The 26,329-nt window shown below is 46.7% G+C and carries 22 protein-coding genes; 1 reads left to right on the top strand and 21 read right to left on the bottom strand.

The window, feature by feature from the left end:
* Position 1: 1 nt before the first annotated feature.
* The 18 genes from HB364_RS27770 to HB364_RS27685 all read right to left on the bottom strand — a co-directional run bounded on the left by HB364_RS27770 (position 2) and on the right by HB364_RS27685 (position 22,230).
* Entirely contained in the window at positions 2-1,045 is a 1,044-nt protein-coding gene (locus HB364_RS27770) for a DUF354 domain-containing protein (RefSeq protein ID WP_167291696.1), read from the bottom strand.
* 30 nt (positions 1,046-1,075) lie between these two features.
* Positions 1,076-1,654 (bottom strand): acyltransferase, encoded by a 579-nt coding sequence (locus tag HB364_RS27765; protein ID WP_167291695.1) that lies wholly within the window; start codon positions 1,652-1,654, stop codon positions 1,076-1,078.
* Between the two features lies 1 nt (position 1,655).
* Positions 1,656-2,165 carry an acyltransferase gene (locus HB364_RS27760; protein ID WP_167291694.1) on the bottom strand — a complete coding sequence of 170 codons (510 nt, stop codon included), beginning with the start codon at positions 2,163-2,165 and terminating at the stop codon, positions 1,656-1,658.
* Positions 2,152-3,297: a prenyltransferase/squalene oxidase repeat-containing protein gene (locus tag HB364_RS27755; protein ID WP_167291693.1), complete on the bottom strand. Its 1,146-nt coding sequence runs from the start codon at positions 3,295-3,297 to the stop codon at positions 2,152-2,154. The genes HB364_RS27760 and HB364_RS27755 overlap by 14 nt, the downstream gene beginning before the upstream one ends.
* Positions 3,298-3,322: 25 nt before the next feature.
* On the bottom strand, positions 3,323-4,378 hold the full coding sequence (locus HB364_RS27750; RefSeq protein WP_167291692.1) for a glycosyltransferase family 4 protein: 1,056 nt from the start codon (positions 4,376-4,378) through the stop codon (positions 3,323-3,325).
* The gene (locus HB364_RS27745) at positions 4,378-5,658 is read right to left on the bottom strand and encodes a hypothetical protein (protein WP_167291691.1); all 1,281 of its coding nucleotides are present in this window, start codon (positions 5,656-5,658) and stop codon (positions 4,378-4,380) included. The genes HB364_RS27750 and HB364_RS27745 overlap by 1 nt, the downstream gene beginning before the upstream one ends.
* Before the next feature lie 5 nt (positions 5,659-5,663).
* The gene (locus HB364_RS27740) at positions 5,664-6,842 is read right to left on the bottom strand and encodes a glycosyltransferase family 4 protein (RefSeq protein ID WP_167291690.1); all 1,179 of its coding nucleotides are present in this window, start codon (positions 6,840-6,842) and stop codon (positions 5,664-5,666) included.
* A gap of 27 nt (positions 6,843-6,869) precedes the next feature.
* Entirely contained in the window at positions 6,870-7,727 is an 858-nt protein-coding gene (murB, locus tag HB364_RS27735) for a UDP-N-acetylmuramate dehydrogenase (protein ID WP_167291689.1), read from the bottom strand.
* Positions 7,724-9,028 (bottom strand): oligosaccharide flippase family protein, encoded by a 1,305-nt coding sequence (locus HB364_RS27730; RefSeq protein WP_167291688.1) that lies wholly within the window; start codon positions 9,026-9,028, stop codon positions 7,724-7,726. The genes murB and HB364_RS27730 overlap by 4 nt, the downstream gene beginning before the upstream one ends.
* A gap of 11 nt (positions 9,029-9,039) precedes the next feature.
* Complete coding sequence (locus HB364_RS27725; protein WP_167291687.1) at positions 9,040-9,564, bottom strand: serine O-acetyltransferase; 525 nt, start codon at positions 9,562-9,564, stop codon at positions 9,040-9,042.
* Between the two features lie 3 nt (positions 9,565-9,567).
* Entirely contained in the window at positions 9,568-10,812 is a 1,245-nt protein-coding gene (locus HB364_RS27720) for a UDP-N-acetylglucosamine 1-carboxyvinyltransferase (RefSeq protein WP_167291686.1), read from the bottom strand.
* A gap of 28 nt (positions 10,813-10,840) precedes the next feature.
* Positions 10,841-11,896: an NAD-dependent epimerase gene (locus HB364_RS27715; RefSeq protein ID WP_167291685.1), complete on the bottom strand. Its 1,056-nt coding sequence runs from the start codon at positions 11,894-11,896 to the stop codon at positions 10,841-10,843.
* Between the two features lie 76 nt (positions 11,897-11,972).
* Complete coding sequence (locus HB364_RS27710; protein WP_167291684.1) at positions 11,973-14,372, bottom strand: GumC family protein; 2,400 nt, start codon at positions 14,370-14,372, stop codon at positions 11,973-11,975.
* Between the two features lie 7 nt (positions 14,373-14,379).
* The gene (locus HB364_RS27705; RefSeq protein ID WP_167291683.1) at positions 14,380-15,189 is read right to left on the bottom strand and encodes a polysaccharide biosynthesis/export family protein; all 810 of its coding nucleotides are present in this window, start codon (positions 15,187-15,189) and stop codon (positions 14,380-14,382) included.
* Between the two features lie 528 nt (positions 15,190-15,717).
* Positions 15,718-16,701, bottom strand: a complete 984-nt coding sequence (locus HB364_RS27700) for a DUF5007 domain-containing protein (RefSeq protein WP_167291682.1) — start codon at positions 16,699-16,701, stop codon at positions 15,718-15,720.
* A gap of 44 nt (positions 16,702-16,745) precedes the next feature.
* A complete protein-coding gene (locus tag HB364_RS27695) occupies positions 16,746-17,435 on the bottom strand; it encodes a hypothetical protein (protein ID WP_167291681.1) in 690 nt (229 codons plus the stop codon).
* Between the two features lie 29 nt (positions 17,436-17,464).
* Positions 17,465-19,066: a RagB/SusD family nutrient uptake outer membrane protein gene (locus HB364_RS27690; RefSeq protein WP_167291680.1), complete on the bottom strand. Its 1,602-nt coding sequence runs from the start codon at positions 19,064-19,066 to the stop codon at positions 17,465-17,467.
* 23 nt (positions 19,067-19,089) lie between these two features.
* Positions 19,090-22,230, bottom strand: a complete 3,141-nt coding sequence (locus HB364_RS27685; RefSeq protein WP_167291679.1) for a SusC/RagA family TonB-linked outer membrane protein — start codon at positions 22,228-22,230, stop codon at positions 19,090-19,092.
* 555 nt (positions 22,231-22,785) lie between these two features.
* Between HB364_RS27685 and HB364_RS27680 the strand changes: the two genes are divergently transcribed.
* Positions 22,786-23,334, top strand: a complete 549-nt coding sequence (locus HB364_RS27680; protein ID WP_167291678.1) for a hypothetical protein — start codon at positions 22,786-22,788, stop codon at positions 23,332-23,334.
* Between the two features lie 85 nt (positions 23,335-23,419).
* Here HB364_RS27680 and HB364_RS27675 read toward each other — a convergent pair whose 3' ends face one another.
* The 3 genes from HB364_RS27675 to HB364_RS27665 form a co-directional block, all read right to left on the bottom strand.
* Positions 23,420-23,992: a hypothetical protein gene (locus HB364_RS27675; protein ID WP_167291677.1), complete on the bottom strand. Its 573-nt coding sequence runs from the start codon at positions 23,990-23,992 to the stop codon at positions 23,420-23,422.
* A complete protein-coding gene (locus HB364_RS27670) occupies positions 23,943-24,302 on the bottom strand; it encodes a hypothetical protein (protein WP_167291676.1) in 360 nt (119 codons plus the stop codon). Before HB364_RS27670 ends, HB364_RS27675 begins: the two co-directional genes overlap by 50 nt.
* 751 nt (positions 24,303-25,053) lie before the next feature.
* Complete coding sequence (locus tag HB364_RS27665; RefSeq protein WP_167291675.1) at positions 25,054-25,740, bottom strand: hypothetical protein; 687 nt, start codon at positions 25,738-25,740, stop codon at positions 25,054-25,056.
* Positions 25,741-26,329 lie beyond the last annotated feature (589 nt).

Raw genomic sequence — 26,329 nt, 5'->3', positions numbered from 1 at the left:
ATTATTTTTTAAAGAGGTTTATCTGTGTGTTCATAAAATCGATCATGTCCACCCATTTCGCTTTCAGGCGCTGGCGGATGGCTTGTTGCCCGGCTGCATCAAAAGGTTTGGCGGCCAGTTCATTGATGGTCTCAAGACCTGCATCAATGGGATGGTGGCGCAGGATACCTTCGTTGATGAGCAACTGGTTGGCCTTCATCTCACGGATACCGCAATAAATGCTGTGCACGCCCAGCATAGCACCTTCCCGCGCCATACTGTCGCCCGATGAGATCACCAGTTTGGAATAATAAATGAGGGAATGAATATCGCCCACCGGCTCCTGCAGGATGATCCAGTCGGCAGGATATTTATCGGCAATGGATTTATCTTCCAGGGAAAGGACCACTTTGATGCCCGGCTTAATACGACCGGCAAAAGAGCATACGATCGCATCCTGCTGGTTCATATAGTTGAATGACTTGTTGCTTACCTCCCGCACAAAGATGTATTCATGTTCTTTCAGGCCATATTGCTCCAGTATTTTGGTAGAGGGGGTAAACCTGTCGGGACTGAGGTAGCTCCATTCTTTCAGGCAGTTGAAGATGCCTACCTTTTTGGAAGGCTCCACGATCGGGGGAAAGAAGAGCTTGTTGCTGAAGAAGGCATTGATGCGGTTAACGCCTTTTCTTTCCGGATCGTCATAGAACTGGATAACAGGCGTAGCCGTAAAGTAACCCGCATAGGCGAGGGGAATACTGCTGGCCGATATACAGATATTGTATTTATGCCGGAAGATGAGCTTAAAGAAGTTGACGGTACGCATGACGTTGCCTTCCCAGAAGATGGACCATTTGCTGCCACGGCTCTGGCCAATCTGTATTCTGTTGAATTCACCGTACTCCTTGTCAATGATCTTTGGCAGTTTGCCACGGCCAAGATAACTGATGGTCACATCCCAGCCATTCGCTACCAGGTCTTTGGACAACCCCTTGAAGAGGTTGAGCTGGGCCGGGTGCTTAATGTCTATCAGGATCTTGGCAGGTTTGGTTTGCTGGTTTTTCACGGGGTTCAATTTTTCGACAGGTAAAACTGATTAATGAAAATATCTCTTATAGTTACGTTGATAAGTTAAATGGTCAATCCTGCGCACATTGATCTTCCTGGCCGGGTTGCCCCCATACACGGTCCATTCTTCTGTATCCCTGGTCACCACCGATCCCAATGCTATGACCGATCCTCTTTTGATGGTACGGCCCGGTAATACATACGCCCCGGTAAATACACTGGCCTCATCTTCGATGGTCACCGTAGCGCCGGTTGTTTTGTAGGAAGGATCATTCAGGTCGTGCCCCAGGGTGAAGATCTTTACATGCCCTGCAATGTCTACACTGTTGCCGATCTTAATGCCCCTTCTTCCATCCAGCAGGCTGTCATGACCAATGGAGCAATTATTGCCAATGGCTATTTTCCAGGGCGCATACACCCTTACTCCCATTTGTATATTGGTGTGCCTGCCGATCTTCATGCGGTACAGGTGGCGGTAGATCATCTTCCGTATAAAATAGCTGGGTATTTTATTGAAGAAATGATTGGCCAGTCCCAGGTAGAAAAAATGGAAATAGTCAACAACGCTTCTCGTTGGGGTGCCGTATGTCAGTGCGCCTTTGCTCATTTTATTGCCGCTGTTTAATTAGTTTGGCCGGAACGCCGCCATATACGCCATAAGCTTCTGTGTCTTTGGTGACCACAGCGCCGGCTGCTATGATGGTGCCTTTGCGTATATGTATGCCGGGCATTACCACTACCCGCAATCCCAGCCATACATCATCTTCAATACAGGTTTGTTGTACGTCCTTTACGCCCTGTTCATTCATGGGCGTATGGATGTCGGCGCTTTCATGCATTTTGCCCAGTATGATACATTCCCGGGCTATCATCACATTGTTGCCAATATTGACATTGTCCAGGCGAACGAGTTCGTTTACCTGGCAATTGCTACCAATAACGACATTATTGCCACTTCCTATATATACAGAACGTTGGATTTTAGTGTTTTTGCCTACCGGTAGGATGCTTTTCACGCAACTTACCCGCAGCCGGTTGAATAATTTGCCGCCCGGCCACCATGAATTGGGCAGTTTGGAGAAGAACAGGTAATAGAACAGGAGTTTAATTTTTTTCATGGTCCGTCTTTAAATATTCTGATATAGCCAGCGCCATCCATGACTGCCAGCGGATGAAGTTGATCCTCGATTTGAACAGCCTGTTGTCAAAAAAGTAAAAGTGCTTTTTACGTTCATGGTAAAAGTGCTGCATGGCCCAGTCGAGGATGCCGGCTGCCTTTTCGCGCTTACCCAGCTTGGAGAACAGGATGATGGCATTGGCCGCATCGCGGATCTCGGTGCGCAGGATATTGCTGCGGATATCTTTGGGCTGGTGGGCCTTGTGAAAATGGAGCGCCCGGTTGCCTTCAAAGCAATGTGCTTCATAAGTGGCCAGCCCGTCCCGGAACATTTTTTCAGCAGCAGGCGAGGGGCTTACTTTATTCATTTCAAAGATGGACTCCAGTACAAAGGCCGTATGGAAATTGTCTACATACGCGGCCTTGGTGGAGTAACCCCAGGTGCCATCTGCGTTCTGTACCCTGGCCAGGTAAGTGAGCATTTTACGGACCTTATCGGCATAGCGTTGCTCTTTTTGTATGCCATACAGCAGGGCATAGAACCTGCCTACTTTGGCAGTGGCATTGTATACCTCATCCTTTTGCGTGGGCAGGTATGAGTACCACAGTTCGTTGTCTGTTTCATACTTGAGCCAGTGCTTGTCCAGCAGGCTTTCAAAAGAAAGAATGGCTTCCAGCGCTTCCCGGTTGCCTGATTGCTGATAGTATTCTATGAAGGCATATAAAGTGAAAAGGGTAATGATGAGGGATGTTTTGCCGGGGCCCGACTGGTAGCGGGAGAGCGTCATTTCAAAAGCAAAGCCCACAGAGAATTCTTCAAACTCCTTGCTCCGGTTATTTTTAAACCAGTTAAACAGGTATTCTACCTGCTTTTGGTAGGCTTTGTAATCCGCGTTCACCATGGCATGCATGAAGAGGGCATTGGACTTGGAGTTTTCCGAAGGTTTGATGCCCAGGAACGGCCTGAAGTTAACCGGCGACACTTTGTTCATGAAGGACACCTTGGGCAATAGTGCTTTGGGCAGCTTTAGGTTGGAGCTGGCAAAGTCATAGGGATCAATGCCCCTGAATTGCACGGCATCGGCCTGTGTGATGATGGATCCTAAAACGGCTTCGGTTTGATAAGTCTTCATATTCCGGTATTTTACACGCCTGTTTTTATGAATGCAGTATTTCTTTTTCCAGTCTGCTGATCACCTTCGCTACAGTAAAGTGGTTACGGGCATAAGCATGGTTAAAGGCGCCTATCTGTTCCACTTTATTACCTGGCTTAATGGCTTCTTCCATTTTCTGCACCAGGCTTTCCGTGCTGGCTGTTGCTATCTTATAGCCCATTTCTCCATCTTTAAAGAAATCATTGAGCGCTCCGGCGGAAGTGGTGATCACAGCCAGTCCTGCCGCCATAGCTTCCAGCACGCTGATGGGCATGCCTTCACCATGCGAAGTGGGCAGCAGGTAGATATCGGACTGCCGGAACAGCTCGGCCTTCCTGTTGCCTTTTACCAGGCCATGGTAGTTGATCTGCTTCAGGCCTGTTGCTGCAATGGCAGCCTTCACCGCTTCTTCCTGTGAACCAAAACCGGCAATATCGAGCTGGATATTTTTGTACCGGGCAGCCAGTTGCTGAAATGCTTCGATGGCCAGTAACACCCCTTTCTCTTTTTCCAGGCGGGCCAGGTAGAGAAAACGCTTGTTGGGGCCGGTGGCATATTTGGGCGTAGGGTAATAATCCATGAATTCATTTTCCACCACCGTGGTTTCCACGATCACATTCCCTTTATAACCTCTTCTCAGCAGTTCCCGCTTGAACTCATTGGAGAGTACAAATATTTTCCGGGCTTTGAACAGCAGGGATAGCTGGCTTTGTACCCGGGAACCATAATACTCCTGGTCCCAGCCATGAATGAAAACGAAGATCCTTTTGCGGAAAAGAAAGGCAATGAGGATAAAAATACTGTCCCTGATATGGGCTTTGCGGTCCATAGAGGTATTGACCAGCACTGTTTTATTGCCCGTCATGCATTTGAAGAGGAATGCAAAGTATTCTTTCAACATCATCAGGGGCCTCATGAGCTTGCCGGAATTGCCACTGCCACGGAAGAAGTATTGCTCTGCCACCGACCAGTTGCCTTTTAGGGCCTGTACATAAGTGGATACACCGCCGGAAGAACGGAAAGAAGGAGCCAGGATCAACATATTTTTTAACGGGTACATCAGTAACTCAGTTGAGGGTTATGAATGAATGTAGGGTTATCGATTGGTTCAGCCGGCTGTTGTTCATAAAACTGCTTAGCCTGGTAATGCATTTTAAAGTAGCCGATGAAAGATCCCATCAGGCTGAATATGTATATGCGGTAGGTCATGGCCCATACGTTGCCCGACAGGCCTACCAGCAGGAATACGATGAAAATGGCCTGGAAGGCCGCAAAGTAATCTTCCGGTACATATTGTTTTATCCGGGAGCGGTAGAACATGCCCATCTGGCGGATGCGGAATACAAACAGGAGGTAGAGGAATAGCCCCAGCAATCCCGAGCTAAAGAAGATATAGGTATAATCTACGTGAATGGGCCGGGGTTTATAAAAGCCATAGTTGTTGATGGTGTTGAAGGCTTCTTTGCCAAAGATATGCGGTACCGGTGCATAGCGGTTGCGCTCAAAATCGTCCAGCACATAGCCCAGTTCCATATAACGTCCTTCCTGGGTTACGGAGTAGTCTTCGGAATATACGTTGCTCCTGGCTTCTATACGTTTCATGAACGCTTCCTCATACAACGGGAAGGTGGTGGCCAGCAGGATGCAGGCCAGCACTACGATACCAACGAGCCTGCCAATCTTGCCCGAAAACAGGAAGAACAGGGTGATGAGCACGGCAATGATGATGAGCGTGGTCCTGCGGAGGGACAATAGCAACAGGGAGAAGTTGATAAATGCTATGATGATCCACAGGTATTTTTTGGTAACGATCTTTTGTTTGAGGAAGAAGGGGATGAGCCCTACCAGGAAGGCCGGGGGATATAGCTTGGCATCGCCCAGGGCTGTTTTGAATACCTCTTCATCATCTCCTTCATAGGAGATATCGCCTCCGCCGAATACGTTGGAGAACAATACAAAGAAGGCATAGATGACAAGACAGTACAGGGTAAACCGCTGGAATTTCACAAAGCGCTCATGACTGTTGACCAGTGTAGATGCGATGGGAAAGAACATAAGCGATACGGCTACCTTCAGGTATTCCATGGCCGAGCCTACTATATTGGAAGAGAAAAGGATGAGCAGCGCCCAATAGCTCAGTAAGAAATACAGCAGGTTGAACTTGGGAGAAAGCAGTTTCTTATTGTTGAGCAGGCAATACAGCACTACAAACAGGTTCCAGCCAATCCTCAATACAGAAGTGAGCGATTGGGAACCGCCAAAGTAGTACAGGTAGTCAAATATAAAATTTACCGGTATGGTAAATAAGAACAACCTGAAACTGAATTGACCTTGCTTCATGGCTGTTATTTTTTAAGGAATCGTTTGGTGATGACAATCGCGTGCGCCATACTGCCGATGAGATCAGGCTGCCGTTCATACGCTGCCGAGTCATAGACCGAGAGGTATTTGGGTATGCCATTCTTAATATCGAAATGATCGGCAAACATTTGCCGGGAGAAGCCCGCAAAGCGTTCCTTGTCTTTCCCACTGGCCAGTGCCACCAGGTTACGCTCATTCTCTGCGGCATATTGGGCATCAAACTTTGTACGGCCGGAGAAGTTGTGGTGAAAGAGATTGTCAAAGCTCTTTTCTTCCACCAGTACCGGCAGGTTCAGGTTCTTATTGGGCGCCAGCAATACTTTTCCAAGGGCAGCAGCTTCCATGAGCCCGCGGCCTGAGCCGATCACGATATCAGCCACTTCAATGATCTTACTGGCTTCCTTACAGAATGCTTCTTCTGTTTCCAGGAACATACCGTCTTCCAGCGATGCTTTTACTTTATTGTACACCTCTTCATCTTCCACGCCGCCCAGTATGAGCAGGCGTTTGTGAATACCCTGCGCACGCAGGTATTTAACAAGGTCTACGCTTTGCATCAGGCTGTGTTCATGCAGCCGGGCAAAGCGGGAGATCCGGAGGAAGTCGAAGCCGCCGTTGTATTTTGCTTTTAATTGTGCTATAAGGGCCTGGTCCTGTACAGGAGCTTTTACCCTGTTGGGGATCAGGTGAAAGTTGGATTGTTGAAAGCGCGCCTGGCTTTTGAAGTTGACCAGGTCTTCCACGGAGAAGAGGGTCATGTGCTTGCAGGAAGGGTATTTCCATTTGGGCGCAGGGTTGCCGCCACACTTGGTCAGTACGATGGGTACCTTCCGCTTATCAGAGAGCGATTTCAGAAAGTAGTACGCGTTGGAATCAAATGCATGGATGATGTCGAAGGGCTGCTGCGCAAATAAATGGTGCAGGTCTTTTCGCATGCGCCGTACGGAACGCAAACCGGAAAGGTTATTGGAAACAATATGAAAGTGCGGGGTAGGGAAGCTGTAAGTGCCTTCTTTCGGTGTTTTGAGGCTGAACAATACCAGGTAGATGTTGACCTTGTTCTCCGCCGCCATTTCCTGCAGGATAGACTTAAGACTTCTCAGGTGGCCTCCCATATCGCCGCCAAAGTTGCTGACCCCATATAGTACATTCTTCTTGCTCATGTCCCGCTGTACGCTGTATTTTCTTAGTTATAATATTCTTTGTTCTATTTCCAGGTGCAGGTTAAAGGCCGTTTTTACCTTCTCCTGTACATCCGTAATTAACTGGATGATGTCTTTACCGGTGGCATTGCCTGTGTTGACGATAAAGCCGCCGTGTTTTTTAGAGATCTGCGCATCGCCTACCGCATAGCCTTTCAGGCCCAGTTGTTCCATTATGGGTCCTACAAAGTGGCCGGGAGGGCGCTTGAATACACTGCCTGCATTGGGGAAGTCTTTGGGCTGCTTTTGCCAGCGTGAGGCTTTAATGTCTTCCATCTTTTGTTTGATGGCGGCCTGCTCACCGGGTTTCAGTACCAGTTTGGCGCTAAGCACAATGAGGTGGGGATTGCGCTGGAAGAAGCTATTGCGGTATTCAAAGCTGATATCGGCTTTGCTGATCTCATGGAATTCGTTGGCAGCAGGGTCATAGTATTTTACAGATACCAGCAGGTCTTTGATCTCTTCGCCGCTGGCGCCTGCATTCATGACTACAGCGCCACCCAGTGAACTGGGAATGTCATAGAATATCTCCAGTCCCGCCAGTCCGTGCTGCCAGGCCAGCTCACTGAGGTGCAGCATGGTAGTGCCGGCCTGTGCTTCTATGGTAGTACCATTCACCGTCACCTTATCATAATTGCCGGAGAAGATGACGAAGGACTCCTCATAATGCTTTTTCGACATAATGACGTTGTGGCCACTGCCCAGCAGTATCTTTTCCTCCTGCTTTTTGTCCTGGTACAATACCTGGAGGTCGTTATCACTTTCCGGGAAATACGCAATGGCGCAGGTAGCTTTTACCCGGTAGGAATTATAGTTGGTAAGGTCGAAATTGGTAAAGGTTTTCATAACGATGCCCGTTTGATAAGTTTATTGAACTGCCCGGTAAGGATGGCTATATCTTCTTTTTTATAACCCAGTATTTCTTTTACCGGTATGCCTACTTCCTTGGAATAGAAATGCAGGAATAACACGGCGCTTAATGCATAACTGACAGTGGTGGCGAAGGCAGCGCCATTAGACCCATATTGCGCATTGAGCAAACAGTTGAGAATGATATTCAATATCAGCGAAGGGATCATGGCCTTGATAGCGATCCAGGGTTTTCCCTTGCCGGCCAGGTCCATGTTCAGCACTTTGAATACGGTGAGCAGGAGGATGCCGGGCAACAGCAGTTTCTGTACAATGGAACTGGGATAGAACGATTCTCCATACAGGGTGACCATGATAAAGGACGACAGGAAGTAGAAGACTACCGAGAACACCAGGATCACCACGGCACAAATGCGCAGGAGCATGGCCACTTTGTGGGAAAACTCCTTCGGGTCTTGCGCCGTAGCGCTCCGGGCAAAGATGATGGTGCTTAAGAGGGTAGGTATTTCCCAGAGGTATTGCACGACAGAAACCCCTTTGGTATAGATCCCTACTTCATATTCGGTGGAGAACTGCCGCAGCAGCATTACATCTATTTTGTAGTTGAGGCTGATGATAAGGAAAGAAACGGCATAGATGATGCCCAGCTTCAGCAACCCCTTGACGATGGGCGCATGATAGCTGAGCTGCAAGGGCACCATTTTACCCAGCTTGCGGAATACCAGGAAGCTGAGGAAGAAGTAACCCGCCACAATACCGATCATCGCGCCCTGCACACTCATGGGAATTAAAGCAATAAGCGCATAGGTGCCGATGAGCTTTACTACATTGGGCACCCAGTTCACCTGGTTAAAGTCGCGGATATTGTTTTTGCCCAGGAATACGCCGGAGGCATAGGTATTGAACAGGGAAAAGGGAATCGCAATAATAGCCAGGAAGATGAGCCAGTTGCTGTAATCGCCCTTGGTAAAGTATTTTAACAGGATGTAACAAAGGATAACGCAAAAAGCGGTGCTGAACATCCAGATATAAAGGATAGAGGCCACAATGCTTTTCTCATCATACTTTTTCTGACCAATGAAGTAGGTGGTAGACTGGCGGATACCAAGCGAGCCTACACCCAGCAGCAGGTCGGGATACACGGTAAGGATGGCGATGATCCCATCACCTACCGGGCCCAGGTAACGGGCGGTAATGATGCTGGTGATGATACCCGCAGCGATAACCGTTACCCTGCTTTTCAACACACTGAACAGATCTTTTACAAATGCGCTCACCTTGTTATTTTTTATTTTATGACAGCCGGAATGCCTACTGCGATCCTTCCGGCCGGTACATCTTTATTAACGACTGCATTGGCGCCTACCACGGCTTTGCTTTCCAGTACGATGGAACCAAATATTTTGGCGCCGGCAAACAGCTTCACCTCATCTTTAATAACAGGATAGCTTAAGGGTTCTCCTTCCCGGCCATGGGAGCCCAGTGTTACCTGCTGCCATATCTTTACCTGGTTGCCGATCACCACATGGTCACCAATCACAATACCGATGGGATGGGGGAAGTAGATATTGTTGCCGATGACAGACCGGAAAGATATCTGGCAACCTCTTTTGGTCACCTGCCGGTAAGCATAGTACCGCGACAGGAATTTGAAGAGCTTGTTGCCCAGGTAGAGATACCTGCCTACCCGGTAGTTAAGCACCAGCCGGAAAGAAGGGTTGAACAGGTACACGTCCACACTTTTCAACAAAGAGCGGGCGCCGTGGTGCCTGAGATCGGCCTTAATGATATGTATCAGTTCTGCAAAACGCATGGTCTATCCTATCAGTCCTTTAAGTTTGGTATGCAGGTTCTCATAACCTCTTTCTATTTGCCAGGAGTTTTCTATAATAGTTTCCCCTTCTTCTGCTGTCAATCCGGCGAGCAGGAGGGCAATGCCTGCGCGCAGGTCGAGCGCGTTGACGGTAGCGCCTGTAAAGCTTTGCCCGCCATTGATCACCAGCATATCGCCTTCTACGGTGTAGTTGAGGCCCATTTTCTGCAGCTCTTCCGCATAGCCATAGCGGCCTGGAAAACGAAGGTCAACGATCTTTGATTCGCCTCTTGACCGGGCGCCGTATACAGCAAACAGTGGTTGCATATCGGAGTTGATGCCGGGATAGGGACCTGTACTGATCTCCACCGGGTAGGCCTGGCCATCCTTTACAATGATGGAGTCGGCGCCCTGGAATATCTTCATGCCGCTTTCTTTCAGGAAGATCAGGGGTACTTCCAGGTGTTCCAGCGGGAAGTTCTGTATTTCCACATCGCCATGGGTGATAACAGAGCCGATGGCCCAGGTAAGGGCTTCCATATTATCGGGTATCACGGAGTGGCTTACGCCATTCAATTTTTTGGCGCCTTCTATAACAATGCATTTCTGACCGTATACTTTGATCTTTGCGCCCATTTTGCCCAGCATGTTAATGAGGTCAAGGATCTCCGGGCGGATATGGGGATTCCATACCGTAGTAGTGCCTTCGGCCAGGCTGCCGGCAATAATGCTGTTCTCTGTAGCGCCGGTAGAACGCATGGGTAAAAAGATATCGTTACCCTTTAACCGGCCGGGTGATTTGGCGCAGAGGTAACCTTCTTCTTCCCATACCTTGGCGCCCAGCCTTTCCAGCAGCATCACGTGCAGGTCATATTTCCTTTCGCCCAGTTTGCAACCACCGGGTAAAGGCACGCGGCCTTCGCCAAAGCGGGCAGTGAGCGCGCCCAGGATGAGCAATGTATTGCGGATGGAACGTTCGTCCCATTTGAGGGTAGTAGTAGTGGCGGAATCATTCTCTGTGATCCTTACATAATCACCGCTGGCCTGGTATTCTTTGCCCAGCACTTTCAGCATTTCCAGGTGTACTTTGATATCCAACAAACCATTGGGGAAGTTGAACAGTTCTATTGTTTCATCGGTAAGAAGAGAGGCTGCCAGTAACCGCAGTGCACTGTTCTTGGCGCCGCTAATACGTACTTTACCATTCAGGGTAGCTTTCTTAACTTTTAATACTTCATTGTGCTTCATAAAAGGATATTGTTGCCTGGTGATTGTTTTAAACGTGTTGGTAGTATGCTTTGTGCCATTCTATAAAAGTGCGGATGCCTTTGTCAATAGGCGTACTGGGCTGATAGTTGCAATACTGCGTGAGGTCGTCCACATCGGCCCAGGTAGCCGGTACATCGCCGTCCTGTATATCAATCATTTCCTTGATGGCTTCCCTGCCCATGTTCTTTTCTATTTCATTGATGAACGACATGAGCTCTACCGGGTTGTTATTGCCAATGTTGAATACACGGTAGGGAGCAGAGGAAGTAGAGGGATCTGGTTTTTTGCCGGTCCAGTTGTCATTGGCCGAAGCGGGACGGTTGATCACGCCCACGATGCCGTTTACAATATCATCCACATAGGTAAAGTCGCGCTTCATTTTACCATGATTGAAGACTTTAATGGGATGACCTTTTTTGATGGCATCTGCAAAGAGGAAATAGGCCATGTCGGGCCGCCCCCAGGGGCCATACACCGTAAAGAAGCGCAGGCCCGTGGTGGGTATATTGTATAAATGGCTATAGGTATGCGCCATCAGCTCATTGGCTTTTTTGCTGGCGGCATACAATGATACGGGATGGTCTACATTGTGCCGTACGGAGAAAGGCATGGATTCATTCAGGCCATACACGCTGGACGAACTGGCATATACCAGGTGATTGATGCGGTGATGGCGGCAGGCTTCCAGTACGTTGAGGAAACCTACAATATTGGATTGAACGTAAGCGTCGGGATTTTGGATGGAATAGCGAACACCGGCCTGGGCAGCCAGGTTAACCAGCGCATCAAACTGCTGGTCCTTGCACAACTGCATCAGTTGCTCCTTGTCTTCCAGGTTCATCCGGATGAATGAATACCCTTTTTGTGTGCGGCTTACCACCGGCTTATGCCATTCGATAGCAGGCGGATGAATGCCGGCGGATTCCAGCCGGGCATATTTCAAGGCAGGGTCATAATAATCATTGATATTGTCTATGCCTACTACCTCAATGCCTTTTTTCAATAGTACATTGGTCAAATGATAGCCTATAAAACCTGCGCTACCGGTAACAAGGATTTTCATGGTTCGGGTTATTGGATGTTAATTACTTCAGCTCCTGTGATAACGCAGTTTTACCTGCGTTTTTATTATAACAGTATTATTTTTTCATTAAACGATGGTGGATCTTCTTCCCATTCTTTTTGGCCGGGGTTTCTTCATATAAACCGTACCCATAGCCATATCCATAGCCGTACCCGTATCCATACGCCGTTTTCTTATATTGTACGTCATTGATAATGATGTTGATCTTCGGCATTGAATTTTTCCGGTAGAATTTTTCAATGAGGGAGATCTGTTGTTTATAAGTAAGCCTGTGCCGTACGATATAGAAGGTCGCATCGGCAAAGGAGGCCATGATCTCTGCATCGGTTACCATGCCGGCAGGCGGACTATCAATGACGATGTAATCATAGCATTCCTTGAGCTCATTGAAGAAGGAGGTCATCCTCGGCAACATGAGCAATTCAGTTGGGTTAGGAGGTAAGGGGCCTGATGACAATACATCAAAATTTTCCGCTGTGCCGGAAGGCTGGATCCATGGGCGCCAGTCATCATCGGCCGCGATCATATAGTTGGTGAAGCCCTGCTTTTGCAGGTGCAGGTTTTCGGTGATCTTGGGTTTGCGCAGGTCAAGCTCCAGCAGGATCACTTTCTTGCCGGCCAGCGCCAGGGTAGCACAGAGGTTGATAGACAGGAATGATTTGCCCTCACCACTCATGCTGGAAGTGACCAGGATGGTTTTCTGGTTAGGGGAGGGCAGCAGGAATTTGATATTGGTACGCAAAGAGCGGAACTGCTCTGCAATGAGCTGCCGGGATTTCATGGAGATGACCACTGCCGACTTTTCACTGTTGTGCCCTATTTCTCCCAGTATGGGTGCATGGGTAAGGGCGCTGATGCTTTCCGTAGTATCTACTTTATTGTTCAGCAGGTCTTTTCCAAAGCTGAACAGGAAAGGTAATATGAGACCGGCCAATAATCCCGATAAGGCAATAAGCCCCCGCTTGGGACTGAAGGGGGAACCATCGGCCTTGGCCTCATCAATGATCCGGGCATTGGCGATGGTGGCTGATTTGGAAATGGCGGTTTCCTCCATTTTCTTCAGCAGGAATAAATACAGTTCCTGCTTGATAGCCTGCTGGCGGGAGAAATCGAGGAAGGCCCGTTCTTTGGCCGGTACCTTGCTGATCTGTCCTTCAAATCCCGAAGTACGTTTTTGCAATTCGGCCACACTGATCTCAATACCTTTTCTTACAGATGAAATGCTACTGAGCAGTTCAGTACGCAGGTTGCGCAACTGCTCGTTCATGGTCACTACGGTAGGGTGGTTAGGGGTAAGGCTCATTAAGGTTTTATCGCGTTGCAACTGCATTTCATTGTACCGTTGTACCAATGCAATGAAGTTGGCATCCTGCATAACGAGCGAAGAAGGCACCACCCGCTCATTGTTCATGTTGTTGCTGAGGAACTGTTCCAGTGCCTGCACCACGGATAGCTGTACTTCCTGGGTTGTTTGCTGGCGGGCATATTCACTGGTATTCTGCAGCAGCAGGTTGGATTGTGCAGCGAGGTCGGTGAGTTTATTATCTGTTTTAAATCTTTCGATGTCCTTTTCAATACCCGATAGTTCACCGGTAACCAGTCTTAACCGGTCGGCAATAAACTTCATGGTACTGTCGGCAATCCTGTTCTTATCATTCACATTGGCCTGCATGTAGGCGCTGATGAGGGCATTGAGAATGGCTTCCCCTTTATTGGGTATGCTGCTGTTGAGGGTAAGGTAGATCACGCTTACCTGCTTGTTGGGGATCTCTACTTTCATAGCGGCCATGTACTGCTGTACTACATTATCGAGGGGCGTGATGGTAATGGTCAGCGGCAGGTCGGCCTGCCATTTGGCAAAACCGGGGCCTGGTGTTACGACAGCATCTCCTTCCGGAAGGTGCAGGGTATCGCCCAGGCGGCCTGTATATTTTTGTTCCCCGGCAGACAAGGTGAAATTGGTAACGCTACTTTTGCTGAACCTCAACTGGTATTGCGCGGGAGCGAATGAGGTATCCTGCAGGACTTTAAGGAACCGGAGGGTCACCGGGCTGGTATGGTAGATCTCTGTGGTTTTTACTTTCCCGGATACAAAGTATTTGGTATTCAGTTGCAGCTTTTTGACCACTTCTTCCATGAGCGCCCTGCTTTTGAATATTTCTGCTTCATTGTCTACGGTGCTTTTGCCCAACAGGCCAAAATCTTCCAGCAGGCCGGCTTCTCCGAAGTTGGTGCTCTTTTTATCGTCCTGCACCAGTACAGAAGCGTGTATACGGTAGGCGGGGAAAGATAGTTTCAGGTATACAAAAGCAAGTCCCACGCACACCGCTACCGATATGATCATCCAGGGCCACAGGCCAAAGAATTTGGTGACGATCTTCCTGAAAAAGAGGGTGCCTTGTTCGGCTTCCTGCTCTTCGTTATTGATAGGTTTATATGGTAAGGTCGTTTGCATGGGTTACTTATAAACGGGTGAGGATAACGATCAATAATGAAATACCGGAAGCGGCCAGTGTCAGGTTCCTTGTTCTTACTGCATCGGTAGAAGCCACTTTTGATTTATTGGGTTCCACATATACTACATCGCCCTGCCGCAGGTAGAAGTAAGGCGATAAGAGGGTGGAAGAAGAGTTGAGGTCAAAACGCACTACCTGTTTGGCGCCCATGGAATCCCGGATCAATAAAACATTTTCCCTTTTTCCGAAGATGGTGAGGTCGCCTGCCATGCCGATGGCATCGAGGATGCTTACTTTTTCGCTGGGCACTACGTAAGTGGCCGGCCGGGCTACTTCACCCAGTACCGTGATGTTGAAATTGGCAAAGCGCACATTCACCACCGGGTCTTTATAGAAGGCAGCCACTTTGTTGTGAATAGTATCCCTGGCGACGGCGGTGGTAAGGCCTGCTACCTGGATCTTCCCAATGACAGGAAGTTCTACCATGCCGTTCTTATCTACGAGGAAGCCGGTTACAGCACTGGCTGTGGCCGGCAGGTTGGCGCTGCCGGGCTGTACGGCATAGGAAGTACTGTTGGCGGCAGTGAGGATATTGTTGACCTGCGGATCGAGGGTTAGTATAGAGATCTGCAGGATATCATTGGCCTGGATGAGCGGATCTTTAAAAGCAAAACTGGGAATGCTTTTGGGCGACCCGTACAGGGAATCCGGAATGTCCTTAAAGTAGGGGATATTCTTATTCGTGCCACAGGAGCTGGCCAGCATGATGGTACATAATAATAGTACTAAAGGATAGGATAGACTTAACCGGGTCATGGGTTTTATCCGATATTAGATTTTACTTAAATATTTTGATCTGTCACTAACACCTGGTAATAATTACCTGATGCAATGACTGACTAAAAGAGATGATGACAAGCAAACGTGAGTTTTCGGAATGTTGGGTGCGGTGATAACAGGGACGCTCTGTGACGCAGAGGATAAGGTTATGGCGCAGCCACCGGTTGATAGGATAGGTGAGATGGCAGTGATTTTTCCCGGGATGCAGTGTTGAATTGTAACATGGTTATTGATTATTTGGTTCCCAATATTGGACTTTCTTATCTCTAAACGGGAATAAATTGGTGTTTATTATAAACGTACCTATTTAATTTTTAAATATTTAAACAAGATGTCATCATATAATAAGTAGCCTGCATGTGATAACGGTAAATTAATACTGTGCAGGTTCTGTATAGCAAAAAAAATGCATCCCACCTAAGCGGGATGCATTTACGGGGAACATGGATACAGTAGTGTTAGGGCATGGATGTTCAATAGATCATTGCGTAATCTATAACGTCGTTAATTGGTTTTGGTCACATCGGTGAACCGCAGCTCTATGATATAAGTGCCTTCCATTTTCAGGGAAAAAGCAAAACGGGGGTTAACGGAATACATGGCCGGTGTAAAACCATCTATGTTGACAAACTGGCTGGGAATGCGGTAATAGATCAGGTGCCCCCAGTCGGTAGTAGGTGTTACATACCTGGCCAGCGGGAAAGGCGCTACCTCAAAATCACAGATCATGGCGGTATCGGTAAAGACAACGGGATTAAAACGGGCATAGTTCTCAAAAGTGGGGCGGTCGCCGCGCCTGATGATCTCGCCAGCTTTGGGATTGAAAGGCTTGCCGTTCTTGTCGGTCAGCTTCAGGATGATCCTGGCGCCGTCATTGGATACCTTGGTGAAGGTGAGCTTGGGGTTTTTCTGGGCCGTTACTGCACCGGTTACATCGTGAAAGGCATTGGCTACATTGTCTTCCTGCACAAAGATGTCTTCCGGAAGGGGGTTTACAATATTGATCGTAGCGAATGCCGGGAATACTTTGGTACCTTTTACATTGGTGGCCTTCAGGTCAAAAGTATATTTACCCTGGGGGATATTCACAGATCCGCGGTTGAAGCTGATCTGTCCGCTAACGGTATTAAACTCCATCGGAGGAACCTTTCTCCATTCCCGCTTTTTGTCGAGTTCGGCTACTGTAGTATCTGTATTGATGTCAAATGTCATACCTGGTTTGAACATCAGCACATCATATTTCTCAAAAAATTCCTTTGGTGCAGGTTTGCCGTCGCTTTCAGTGCGCAGGTTTTGCATTTCAAAGGTGATGGGTGGGGTGGAGCCATCAATGTTGATGGGCTGGGATTGAACCAGGGGCATGCCACGCAGGCAGTAGACGTTTTTGTCAATATAGCGCATGGTATCGCTGAGGAAGCCTTCCTGTATTTTTTTACAACCGGCGATGATAATGATAGCGACCAGTAGTGAGGTTATTATTTTTCTCATGATAATATGCTTGTATAAGAAAGTGATAATAATATTTTGTGCTATTAACTAGGTAGTTTTTCCGTGTTAAAGAACAAACGGTGCCAATCACTCATGACATGAATGATACCGGTAGTGGTAATAATACCGGTAGTTTGGCAGTCGTAGCTCATATCCTTTTCCTGATCGGGGATGGTAGTGGGGTCGGCCACTGTCGCATCCCGGGTTCCAATGACTTTGGTAAAGTTGATATAATCCACATGGTCAAGATAAGAGCCATAATCCTGGGTCCTTCTGAGCTTGATGTAAAAGGATACATTGGGAATGGTGCCCAGCAGGTTTTGGTAGTACTTCCCCTCAATGGTCAGTTTATCCCGGCCCAGGTCGCCGGTGAACATATACATTTTCAGGGAGTCTTTTATTTCCTGCAGGGGCAGGCTGTCGAGCGTGTAAATAATGTTTTCATCATTCAGCTCTATAGCCCTCCGGTTGTAGCGGGCCTTTACAAATTCATCCACGCTGTAATTGGTGCAGGCAAAGAAGGTAATATTGCCATTAACAGCGTCTTTTAATCCTGCCCTGTCTATCAGGTGTACCAGGGAAGAGAACTGGGGCTTTGATTTCAGGTAATCATAAGTGGTCATATTGACCTTGGCATTATGCGTACCTCCATCTACCTTGTAGTCATTCTTGTTGCAGGATACCAGGCTGCCGGCGATAACAAGTATGAGTAGTGATATTGTAATATGTTTCATAATAAGTAATTATTGAGTTAAATACCGGTTTAGATCTTGCCGAGCCAATAAGATGTTTGTACGAGGAACCTGTTTTCTTTGAAGAGGCCAGGGTTTATCGGCCAGTAAAAACCTTTCTTGGCAAACCTGTCTTCTGTAAGCCAGTCAACAAAGTTGGGATATTGCCTTGTCCTGAGCAGGTCGTAGAAGATATGGCCTTCCACATATAATTCCTTTCCTCTTTCCTTTATATATTCATACATCAGGTCATCACGGGTATAGCTGTTATCCACCCGGTTATAAACATAAGGATCGGCGCCATTCCTGTCACGGAAATCGTTGATCACCTGTATAGCAGTAGCAAGGTCATTTTTATAAAGGGCTATTTCAGCCTGTAATAATTTCATATCTGAGTAGCGGAAAATGACCATGTCATTGCTGAGGTACGCATCGAGGTGCTGGCCGGGATTGCGGTACACCACATTGCTATACTTGCGGCACATGGGCTCATTGCTGTGAACGTAATCAAAATTTTTACGGTAGCGTAAATCTAAGGTGTCTACAACCTGTTGCCATTCGCCCGAAGTACCTGCATTGGGATTCCAATACCAAAACCTGTAATTATTATTGAAATAGGCAGTGGGTACCCAAAAACGGGCATTGTTACCAAAATAGGCTACATATTCTTCACCACGCAGAAACTCCAGGCCAATATGCGCGTTAGAGCCTTCCTGTGTTCTGTCGTCCATATACAATTGGAAGATGCCTTCGGAAGAGGTGGTGGTATTGTTGCGACCGATAAAGGTCATGTAATAATTGGATGTATCGGTGTAGGAATAACCTCCCTGCGCCAGTAACTTAGTAAGCGTGGTATCTGCACTGTTCACGTCCTCTGCATTGGGGATATTGGAGTTGACATTGGTCATGGTGGCGCGCCACAGGTACAGGTGGGTGAGCAGGGCGTAAACAGAGCCCCTGTTGGCGGTTACGGCTCTTTCTGATTTTTCAGTGTAGCCCCAGTCTAGCAATGCGGCTGCTTCTTTACCATCTTTTTCTATCTGCTTCAGTACGTCTGCTGCCGGTGTGCGGGGAAGGTGAGGCGCTGTAAGGGGATCGGAATAAGATTCGATCACCAGGGGTACGTCGCCCCATACTTTTGTCATTTGAAAGTAGGTAAGGGCCCGGATAAAGAGCGCTTGTCCTTTTATTTTGTTCTTAAACTTCTGGATATCTCCGTCCACATCACTGAAGTCTGCATCGGTCGACTTATTGAGCTTAGCAAGGATAAGATTGCTCATGGTGATGGTCTTGTAAAACAGTGTCCAGTCGGCCAGACTGGTCACATTGTATTTAAAGGTGAAGTCTCCATTCTGGATGCCTTCCAGTCCATCGCCGGTATAATCAATGGTAAAGTAATTCTTGGCAATGGCATCACCGTACATATAGTAACGGTTGTTTTTATCGGTAAGGGTTTTCCTTAAAAGGGCATAATTGCCTGCGATGGCGCTTGAATAATCACGGCCCGTTTGCCAGAACACTTCGTCATAGGGAGCGTTCCTGGGTGTTTGTTCCAGTATCTTTTTGCACGAACTGCCTGTCAGGATACATACAAACAGGAGCAGGATGCTATATATTGATAAGTTGCGTTTCATGCTTTTCTTTTTATGCGTTTAGATTAAAATTGAACTTCCAGACCGAGCGTGAATTTTTTGGGGATAGGATAGCCGGCCCCATTATATTCGCCATAGGAGTTTACAGCCTCGGCATCGGGCAGGTCTTTTGAGCGCTGGAACATGGCCACATTGTCTATCACGCCAAAGACTTTGAAGCGGTCAATTTTAAACCTGCTCAGGAGGTTGCGGGGAAGTTCATAACCCAGTATCACGCTTTTGATCCTGAAATAATCACCTTTTTCCAGGAAGAAAGTTTGGGCGCTGGTATAATAATAGCGATAAGTACCCAGGTCATATTTGGCGTATTCTGCTTTATCGCCCGGTTCGCGCCAGATATTAAGCTTATTGAGATCTGGAATAGAAAATCTTACAAAGTTGTTATAAGGATCTCCATCCTGTGAGTTGGCAAAACGATCCGATTTAAAGAGGTTCAATACATCCCTGTCGAAGGTGAAGGTACAGAACACACCGAGCGAGAAGTTTCTCCAGGTGAAGTTGTTGGTAAAGCCGCCTGTGATCTTCGGATTGGGATCTCCTACAGGTACTTTATCCGGGTTGAGGCCATCATTGAAGAGATCAATGAGGTAATCGCCATCGAGGTCAGCAAACTGGAAGTCACCGGCTTTATACTCACCATTGGCGCTTCTGAAGCGGGCGCCTGTATAGGGATTCACGGGAACATCTGCATCGGTAGCATATACTCCCAGCGTTTTGTACAGGTAGAAGGCGTTGATCGGACTGCCTACGGAAAGGATATGGGATTTATCAAAGCGGTCACCGCTCAATATCAGGTCACGGCCACCATTAGGCAGGTTCATGATCTTGTTCCTGTTGTAGGCAATGTTGAGGCGGCTGAACCATTTGAGCTCACTCTTTTGGGGCAGCAGGTTGGCGGCGAGGGTCAGCTCTATACCGTAGTTCCTTACGCCGATGGAATTGGTCTTCGCTACATCATAGCCCGACGTTACGGGAAGCAGTACTGAAAATAACCCGAAAGAGTTTTCTTTATTATAGAGGTCAATCGATGCTGAGTATTTTCCATTCATCACTTCTATATCGGTACCTATATTCCATTGTTTTGACTTTTCCCAGCTCAATCCTTTCTGGGCGGCGCCATTATAGAAGTTGGGGATAACGGCTGTGATGGAGTTGTAGGTACCTCCGCTGCCATTGCCATTAAAGGGAACGGAGTTCACATCGTACAGGTTGTACTGGAGGTAGTTCTCAGTGGGCAGAGCGCCGGAAGTACCAAGGCTGGCGCGCAGCTTGATCATGGAGAAAGTATTGGCTATGTTTTTCATCCAGGGTTCTTCAGTCAATATCCAGGCTGCTGATGCGGATGGGAAGAAGCCCCATTTGTTATTTTCACCAAAGCGGGAGGAGCCATCTGTACGTACACTACCGGAAAACAGGTATTTGCCATTAAAATCATACGCCATGCGGCCATAGTAGGACAAGAGTCCATAAGCCTGGTAGTCGGAATATGCACCTATTTTCAGTTGCTGGAAGCCCTGCACTACCTGTATCTGGTCAGAGGCGCCGCCATAACCGGATGCCTGGGTGTTCTGGTATTGATCATAGGTCATTTCCTGGCCGGCCACCACACTAAGGTTGTGCTTGCCAAAGGAGTTTACATAGCTGAGGTAGTTGGAGGTAAGGATGTTCACCTCATTATCGGTGAATGTGTAGGAATAGTTGCCGTTACCATTTTGCAACTCATTGGTGCGGTTGTAATCGCGCCGGGAGTTTTTGTAGATGTAGGAAGTGAGCGAAGTGAGCCTTAAATGGCTGTTGATGGCGAGAGACAGGTTTAATGTAAAGTTGAGTTGGTTGGCGACGTTTTTGTCGAGGTTATCCTCATATTGGCCCAACAGGAATGCTTTCTTATTGGGGTCCAGGTTGAAGAGGGAAGAAGGCATATTGCCGGCTCCGAGGCTGATGGGACTGTTGCCATCACCGTTGCCGCGTGCTTTATCGGTACGGGAATAGTTGATGATGGGATTGATCTCCAGCCTGCCGCCGAGGGTGCGTGCGCCCAGGTTCAGGCGCATGGTATACCTTTTAAAACCGGTGGCTTTGATGATACCTTTTTCATCATAATAGCTGGTGCTGAAGCGGTAGTTGGTACCGCCTTCGCTGGCGCCGCTCAGGCTGAGATCAGCGCTTTTAACATTACCGGATTGGTAGAACATGTCCTGCCAGTCGGTATTGCCATTGAAAGCCGGGTTGAGACTATCGGTGAGTAAGTAGGGCAATCCTCTTTGCTGGTTATAGTCCAGTTGTTTCTGCAGGATCCTCAGCTTGGCCCTTCTTTCTTCAGTGCCCAGGGTTACATCACGCAGTTTGGGACGTTGCACAATACCGAAATAACCTGATACCACTGCTTTGGGAGCGCCTGTGCGGCCTTTTTTGGTGGTGATGAGGATAACGCCATTGGCGGCGCGTGAACCATAGATGGCAGCGGCGGACGCATCTTTTAATACGTCAATAGACTCAATATCATTAGGGTTTACACCACCGAGGTAGTTGAGGCCGGTACCGGTACCGGGACCAACATAGGTTTCGGTAGGTTGGGGTACACCGTCTACTACATATAAAGGACTATTCAACACAGTATTTTCGTCATAAGAGGTGGTAATGAGAGAGCTTCCCCGCACGCTTACAGAGGGAGTAGCGCCGGGTGCACCACTGAAATTCTGCACATTCACACCGGATAACCGTCCCTGCAACAACTGATCAAAGCTGGAAGCCGGTAGGTTGGCCAATTCCTTCCCTGTGATACTGGAAATGGCAGCCGTGTTTTTCTTACGCGTTACTTTCTGGTAACCGATGACCACTGTTTCGGCGAGGGCGCTGTTGGATTCAGCCAGCTTAATGGAAAGCGGCTTTTCGTTGGTAATCTTGATAGTTTGAGGCGCGTAACCCACTGAAGAGATCTCAAGCGTTGCATTGATTTTGGTGGGAATAGAGAAGAAGCCCCTGTCGTTGGTCGTGACTCCCTTGTCGGTGCCTTTGATCTTGATACTGACACCTTGCAGCGGTTCGTTCTTGGCATCGGTGATGATGCCGGTGATCATTACTTCCTGTCCTTGCATTAGCAAAAACAAGCATAGTAATGCACATGATAAAAAGAGCTTTTTCATCATTAGCAGTTTTATTTGGTTTTGCCCTAAAGGTAGTAGTACCTACTAGATAATCTTACTCCGATGTTGACTGGTTCTTAACATATTTTACCCTTACTAAAACCATTTAGCATAGGAGAGTTGGTTAAGATAGCTGTTGCAACCGTTTGCATAGCCTGAGCCTGAACTATTTAGGCTTTAAGGATTAGGAGGGAGAGGTGGGTGAAGGACTTAGTGTGTATTGCATACGCTTAGCTTGGGAGGGGCTCGATGCTTTTATAAATGGACCTTAGTGTCAGGTTAGTATGCTCTTTTAATGTGGCTGATTAATTGATTATGCTGGCCTTATCCTTCTGCAAAAGTTCTGTAAACCTTGTACCAGCTATGTGGTGAGTGCGCTTTAACCTACCAGGATGACACAAGGTTCACACAAGGATGGCAAGGCTTACTGGATGCCCATGACTTCCCAGCAGAGTCTCCCGAAGGGGACTCTGCGTTCACCAAAAGGCATTTTTACCTACTTCAGGGTATTCCCCGGTAGGCCCTTATTTATTAATTTTAGGCATAATGTATTGCATGGCGCGCTACGACACCATACCACCGGTAACGGGTACCTTTGATACCTTCTGCATCTATAAGATGTATGGGCGGTACTTTTTGCGTTCCCGTAGCTCGCTCACTGGTGAAAGGGTGAAGAAAGACCCGGCTTTCCGCAAGACCATGCAATATGCCGCCCTGCTGGCCAAAGCTTCCCGCATCGGTTCTGCGGTGTATGCGCTGGTGCCGGCCGACAGGAAGCAACACAGCCTGTACCGCAAACTCACCGGGGAAGCCATGACCTGGCTGAAGTACCAATGGAAGGAAGAAGACATCATCGCTTATCTTACCAAACAATATACTGGCACAGCAATACCGGTGCAGGAGCCTGCAATAACAGTCCTGAAAGCACCTCACCGCCGTCGCTCACGGCGCATCAGGAGTACCTTACGGGATCTGCTGGAAGCAAAACCGGTAAAAAAGCTGTCACGCCACCTGCTTGACTGGCGAGAACGGGAAAAGGAATACCGGCGACGATATAATGAAACGATTACTGGTTATCCCTGGGGAGAGTATGTGATGACGTGATGGGGCACAAGGACACCAGGCACATGACCGTGGCTGTATCTCTTTGCGCCAGTTGGGGATTTAGTGAAATGCGCCTTTACTATGATCATTCCGGCCAAACCAATCGCCGGGGATATTTAATTGGCTTCTTGTAATAAGTGATATCCAATTCGCCAGTGCCTCCGGTAAAGACTTTTAATTTCTCCCTGTAAAAATGGATTCTGTCTGCGTATATCTTCCCATACCAGATCAAAAACTTTTTTGCCATTGCATCATAGATTTCGAGTTCCAGTTCATCGCCGCTGACTTTGAAATAACAATAACTACCTCCGATGTTTTCAAGATTGATTGAGGATATTGGCTCCCGGCTGCTACTGCTGTAGAATCCAATCCTGCTTCCCTCAAACTTGATAAACTTATACGTGTGTACGAGTTCAGCTTTGCCGCTTTGATAGTTCCTGAAAAGGTCTGCTTCATATACGTAAATAACGTTGGTATCAATATTGATGAGCGGTTGCTTATCCTCTTCACGACTTAAACTATAATAGTAGGGAAGCGGTTGCCCAGGGATCATTTTAGTGTATTTTACCGACGAGCAACTGCAAAATAGCAATATAGCGATCCCATACTTACAGGCCAATGGCCAAAGACAGAAACCTTGCTTCTTTTCTAAGATCATGAATACTGTTTTGTGAATACATGTTTTGTTTTCCGGTTGAGACCGCGTTAAACCCTGTCGGCCCTGTTGTTTTGCTATTCGTTTGTCCGTTATTCAATGCCATTTGATAAGGTTCCTGTTCAAAATATATGCCGTCAGAAGTGGTAGGACTGGTTGTCTGTCCTGGTTCATTGGGCAATCTTGCACCTGTATAAACATCTGTTCCAACCGTGATAACACTACCGTCGGCAGCAGTAGCCTGGGCCGATCCTCCGCCGGTACTCCATCTATCGAACTGATCACCCGTGCCGGGAAAAAAGTCGTTGTACATGTTAAATTGCGCACCTTTTATTCCCCGCAGTGTCTCTGCCTGCCGGGCTTGTGTGTAGGGGCAGGACGCTGCGATAGTACAAGATAATGAAACCTTATGGGCAATTGATTTTATAATCAGGAGAACCAAAATAGCTCCACCAAAAATGGGGTATCTCCGCCGGTTTTATTATAGAGTTCGCTTGAATAAGGTAAAAAAATCACACTCGTTATTTGCATCATTCTGAATGTAGGGAGCTAAAATTTTCAAGGCATGATTTAGTAAACTATCTTCTCCATACACATCAATATATTGCTTATCATTTATTGTTAGAATAAAACGATACCCGTCATCCATATAGGGCGAACTTATAGGCGATCGGGAGGATATGTTATTGATTATTTCATTAATTCTTTTTTTATCGTTTTCTGAACTGATCAAGAAATCTTTCTTACTTTTTATTCTATCAGGGTGATTTGAGTTACGAAACCCGAATATACTTATTCCTGCACCAGTGTTGTCCAAATTAATCTCATTATAGCATGAATACGGGCTGTTAATGACGATATGCAATTGCTTATCGTCTTTGGTAATAGCTGTATTATCAGGCCTGTCATGATCATTACAAGATAAACAATATACACAACAGAAGCCTGCTATTAACTTTATGAAAGATGATAATTTGAACATAGGTGTATTCATTTCCGAAGTGCCTCTGCCTATTGGCCTTGTGCATAGGGCAGGATGCTGCGACATTGCAAGATAATGAACCTTATGGGCAATTGATTTTATAATCAGGAGAACCAAAATAACACCACCAAAAATAAGACCGATCACCAATTTTATAACATACTTCGTTCACGTTAAATGGTGTATTGGTTTGGTTAAAGGTGCATTTTTCAACAATTTTAAGTATTCCTTTCTCATTGTATATCTCCTTGGTTATTATTCTTTGAGGTTTGTTTTCATGCATTATGTCTGCTACATCAATACTAGGCTTTTTATTAATACCACTATAGTATTCATAACTTATTTCTTTGTTATTCTGTAATACAGATATATTGACTATGACCTGATCTTTGCCCGGTATAATTTCAGATATTAGCTTAATTATCCGATCATTCTTTATATACTCATACATTTTATAGTTAGTCGTGTCTCCTTCAATATCATAATTCCCTGTCCAATAATCGAATTCCTTTGAGTATTTACGGATAAAACGTATACTATCAGATGCGTGATATGTTATGTTTATTTCTGAATCACTAATGTTCGCTATTTTAATATAGGGATATCCTTGAGGATTATCAATCTTTTTTATGCCATCTAAAGTAAATAAATTGATATCCAAATAGTCTTCACTTTTCGTTGTTATATCATGTTTAATCAACTTCTTTTTGTTCTCAGAAATACATGCCTGTAGAACTAGTATAATCATTATTATATTCCTGCTTACCATTATTGTTATTATTATTGAGAGTAATGTATGCGACCAAATGCATCGAAATAAACTGATTCTACCACTTGGATGACAGCGTTTATTTTTCCCGTGTCTCTGCCTGCGCCGGGCTTGTGTGTAGAGGCAGGACGCTGCAGTATCACAAGATAACAAAATCAACAGGCAGTATCTAAGTAATTGCCTTTGCCATAATAAGGGATAGTACAGGTAACGGTCTTCTGCAGGGCTTTAGAACCATTTTACCTGCTGATTCCGGAAGCCATATTTCCGTAATATGCTTATGCTTATAATTTGCAATGGAAAAACTATCCAGAGTTTTGAAAGAGATGAGAAATAGATTGTCTGCTTTTGGTCAACAAAGTGTTGATATGAAGCCTCACAAAAGATGGTAATAACTATTGCTATAACTGAAATAATATTACATATAATTATTCTTTTTGAAAACCCCGTATGGTCATCTTGCTTCATCTTAAAATTAATATAGAAAAAGCCAAACGTAAATGCCAATAGTAGTCTAACAGTATACTTAATATAATCATTGGATTGCATTACTGCCAAATTTATATCAAACAAGTTAGGTATTGCAAAA

The organism is Paraflavitalea devenefica (assembly GCF_011759375.1).
Taxonomy (GTDB): Bacteria; Bacteroidota; Bacteroidia; order Chitinophagales; family Chitinophagaceae; genus Paraflavitalea; species Paraflavitalea devenefica.
Note: the sequence above shows the minus strand (reverse complement) of the source record. Positions and strands in the feature narration are given on the sequence as shown.

Coding starts and splice junctions, on each gene's coding strand:
- HB364_RS27765 (WP_167291695.1), bottom strand. CDS start 1,654: ATGAGCAAAGGCGCACTGACATACGGCACCCCAACGAGAAGCGTTGTT.
- HB364_RS27760 (WP_167291694.1), bottom strand. CDS start 2,165: ATGAAAAAAATTAAACTCCTGTTCTATTACCTGTTCTTCTCCAAACTG.
- HB364_RS27755 (WP_167291693.1), bottom strand. CDS start 3,297: ATGAAGACTTATCAAACCGAAGCCGTTTTAGGATCCATCATCACACAG.
- HB364_RS27750 (WP_167291692.1), bottom strand. CDS start 4,378: ATGTACCCGTTAAAAAATATGTTGATCCTGGCTCCTTCTTTCCGTTCT.
- HB364_RS27745 (WP_167291691.1), bottom strand. CDS start 5,658: ATGAAGCAAGGTCAATTCAGTTTCAGGTTGTTCTTATTTACCATACCG.
- HB364_RS27740 (WP_167291690.1), bottom strand. CDS start 6,842: ATGAGCAAGAAGAATGTACTATATGGGGTCAGCAACTTTGGCGGCGAT.
- murB (WP_167291689.1), bottom strand. CDS start 7,727: ATGAAAACCTTTACCAATTTCGACCTTACCAACTATAATTCCTACCGG.
- HB364_RS27725 (WP_167291687.1), bottom strand. CDS start 9,564: ATGCGTTTTGCAGAACTGATACATATCATTAAGGCCGATCTCAGGCAC.
- HB364_RS27720 (WP_167291686.1), bottom strand. CDS start 10,812: ATGAAGCACAATGAAGTATTAAAAGTTAAGAAAGCTACCCTGAATGGT.
- HB364_RS27715 (WP_167291685.1), bottom strand. CDS start 11,896: ATGAAAATCCTTGTTACCGGTAGCGCAGGTTTTATAGGCTATCATTTG.
- HB364_RS27710 (WP_167291684.1), bottom strand. CDS start 14,372: ATGCAAACGACCTTACCATATAAACCTATCAATAACGAAGAGCAGGAA.
- HB364_RS27705 (WP_167291683.1), bottom strand. CDS start 15,189: ATGACCCGGTTAAGTCTATCCTATCCTTTAGTACTATTATTATGTACC.
- HB364_RS27700 (WP_167291682.1), bottom strand. CDS start 16,701: ATGAGAAAAATAATAACCTCACTACTGGTCGCTATCATTATCATCGCC.
- HB364_RS27695 (WP_167291681.1), bottom strand. CDS start 17,435: ATGAAACATATTACAATATCACTACTCATACTTGTTATCGCCGGCAGC.
- HB364_RS27690 (WP_167291680.1), bottom strand. CDS start 19,066: ATGAAACGCAACTTATCAATATATAGCATCCTGCTCCTGTTTGTATGT.
- HB364_RS27685 (WP_167291679.1), bottom strand. CDS start 22,230: ATGAAAAAGCTCTTTTTATCATGTGCATTACTATGCTTGTTTTTGCTA.
- HB364_RS27680 (WP_167291678.1), top strand. CDS start 22,786: ATGGCGCGCTACGACACCATACCACCGGTAACGGGTACCTTTGATACC.
- HB364_RS27675 (WP_167291677.1), bottom strand. CDS start 23,992: ATGATCTTAGAAAAGAAGCAAGGTTTCTGTCTTTGGCCATTGGCCTGT.
- HB364_RS27670 (WP_167291676.1), bottom strand. CDS start 24,302: ATGTACAACGACTTTTTTCCCGGCACGGGTGATCAGTTCGATAGATGG.
- HB364_RS27665 (WP_167291675.1), bottom strand. CDS start 25,740: ATGGTAAGCAGGAATATAATAATGATTATACTAGTTCTACAGGCATGT.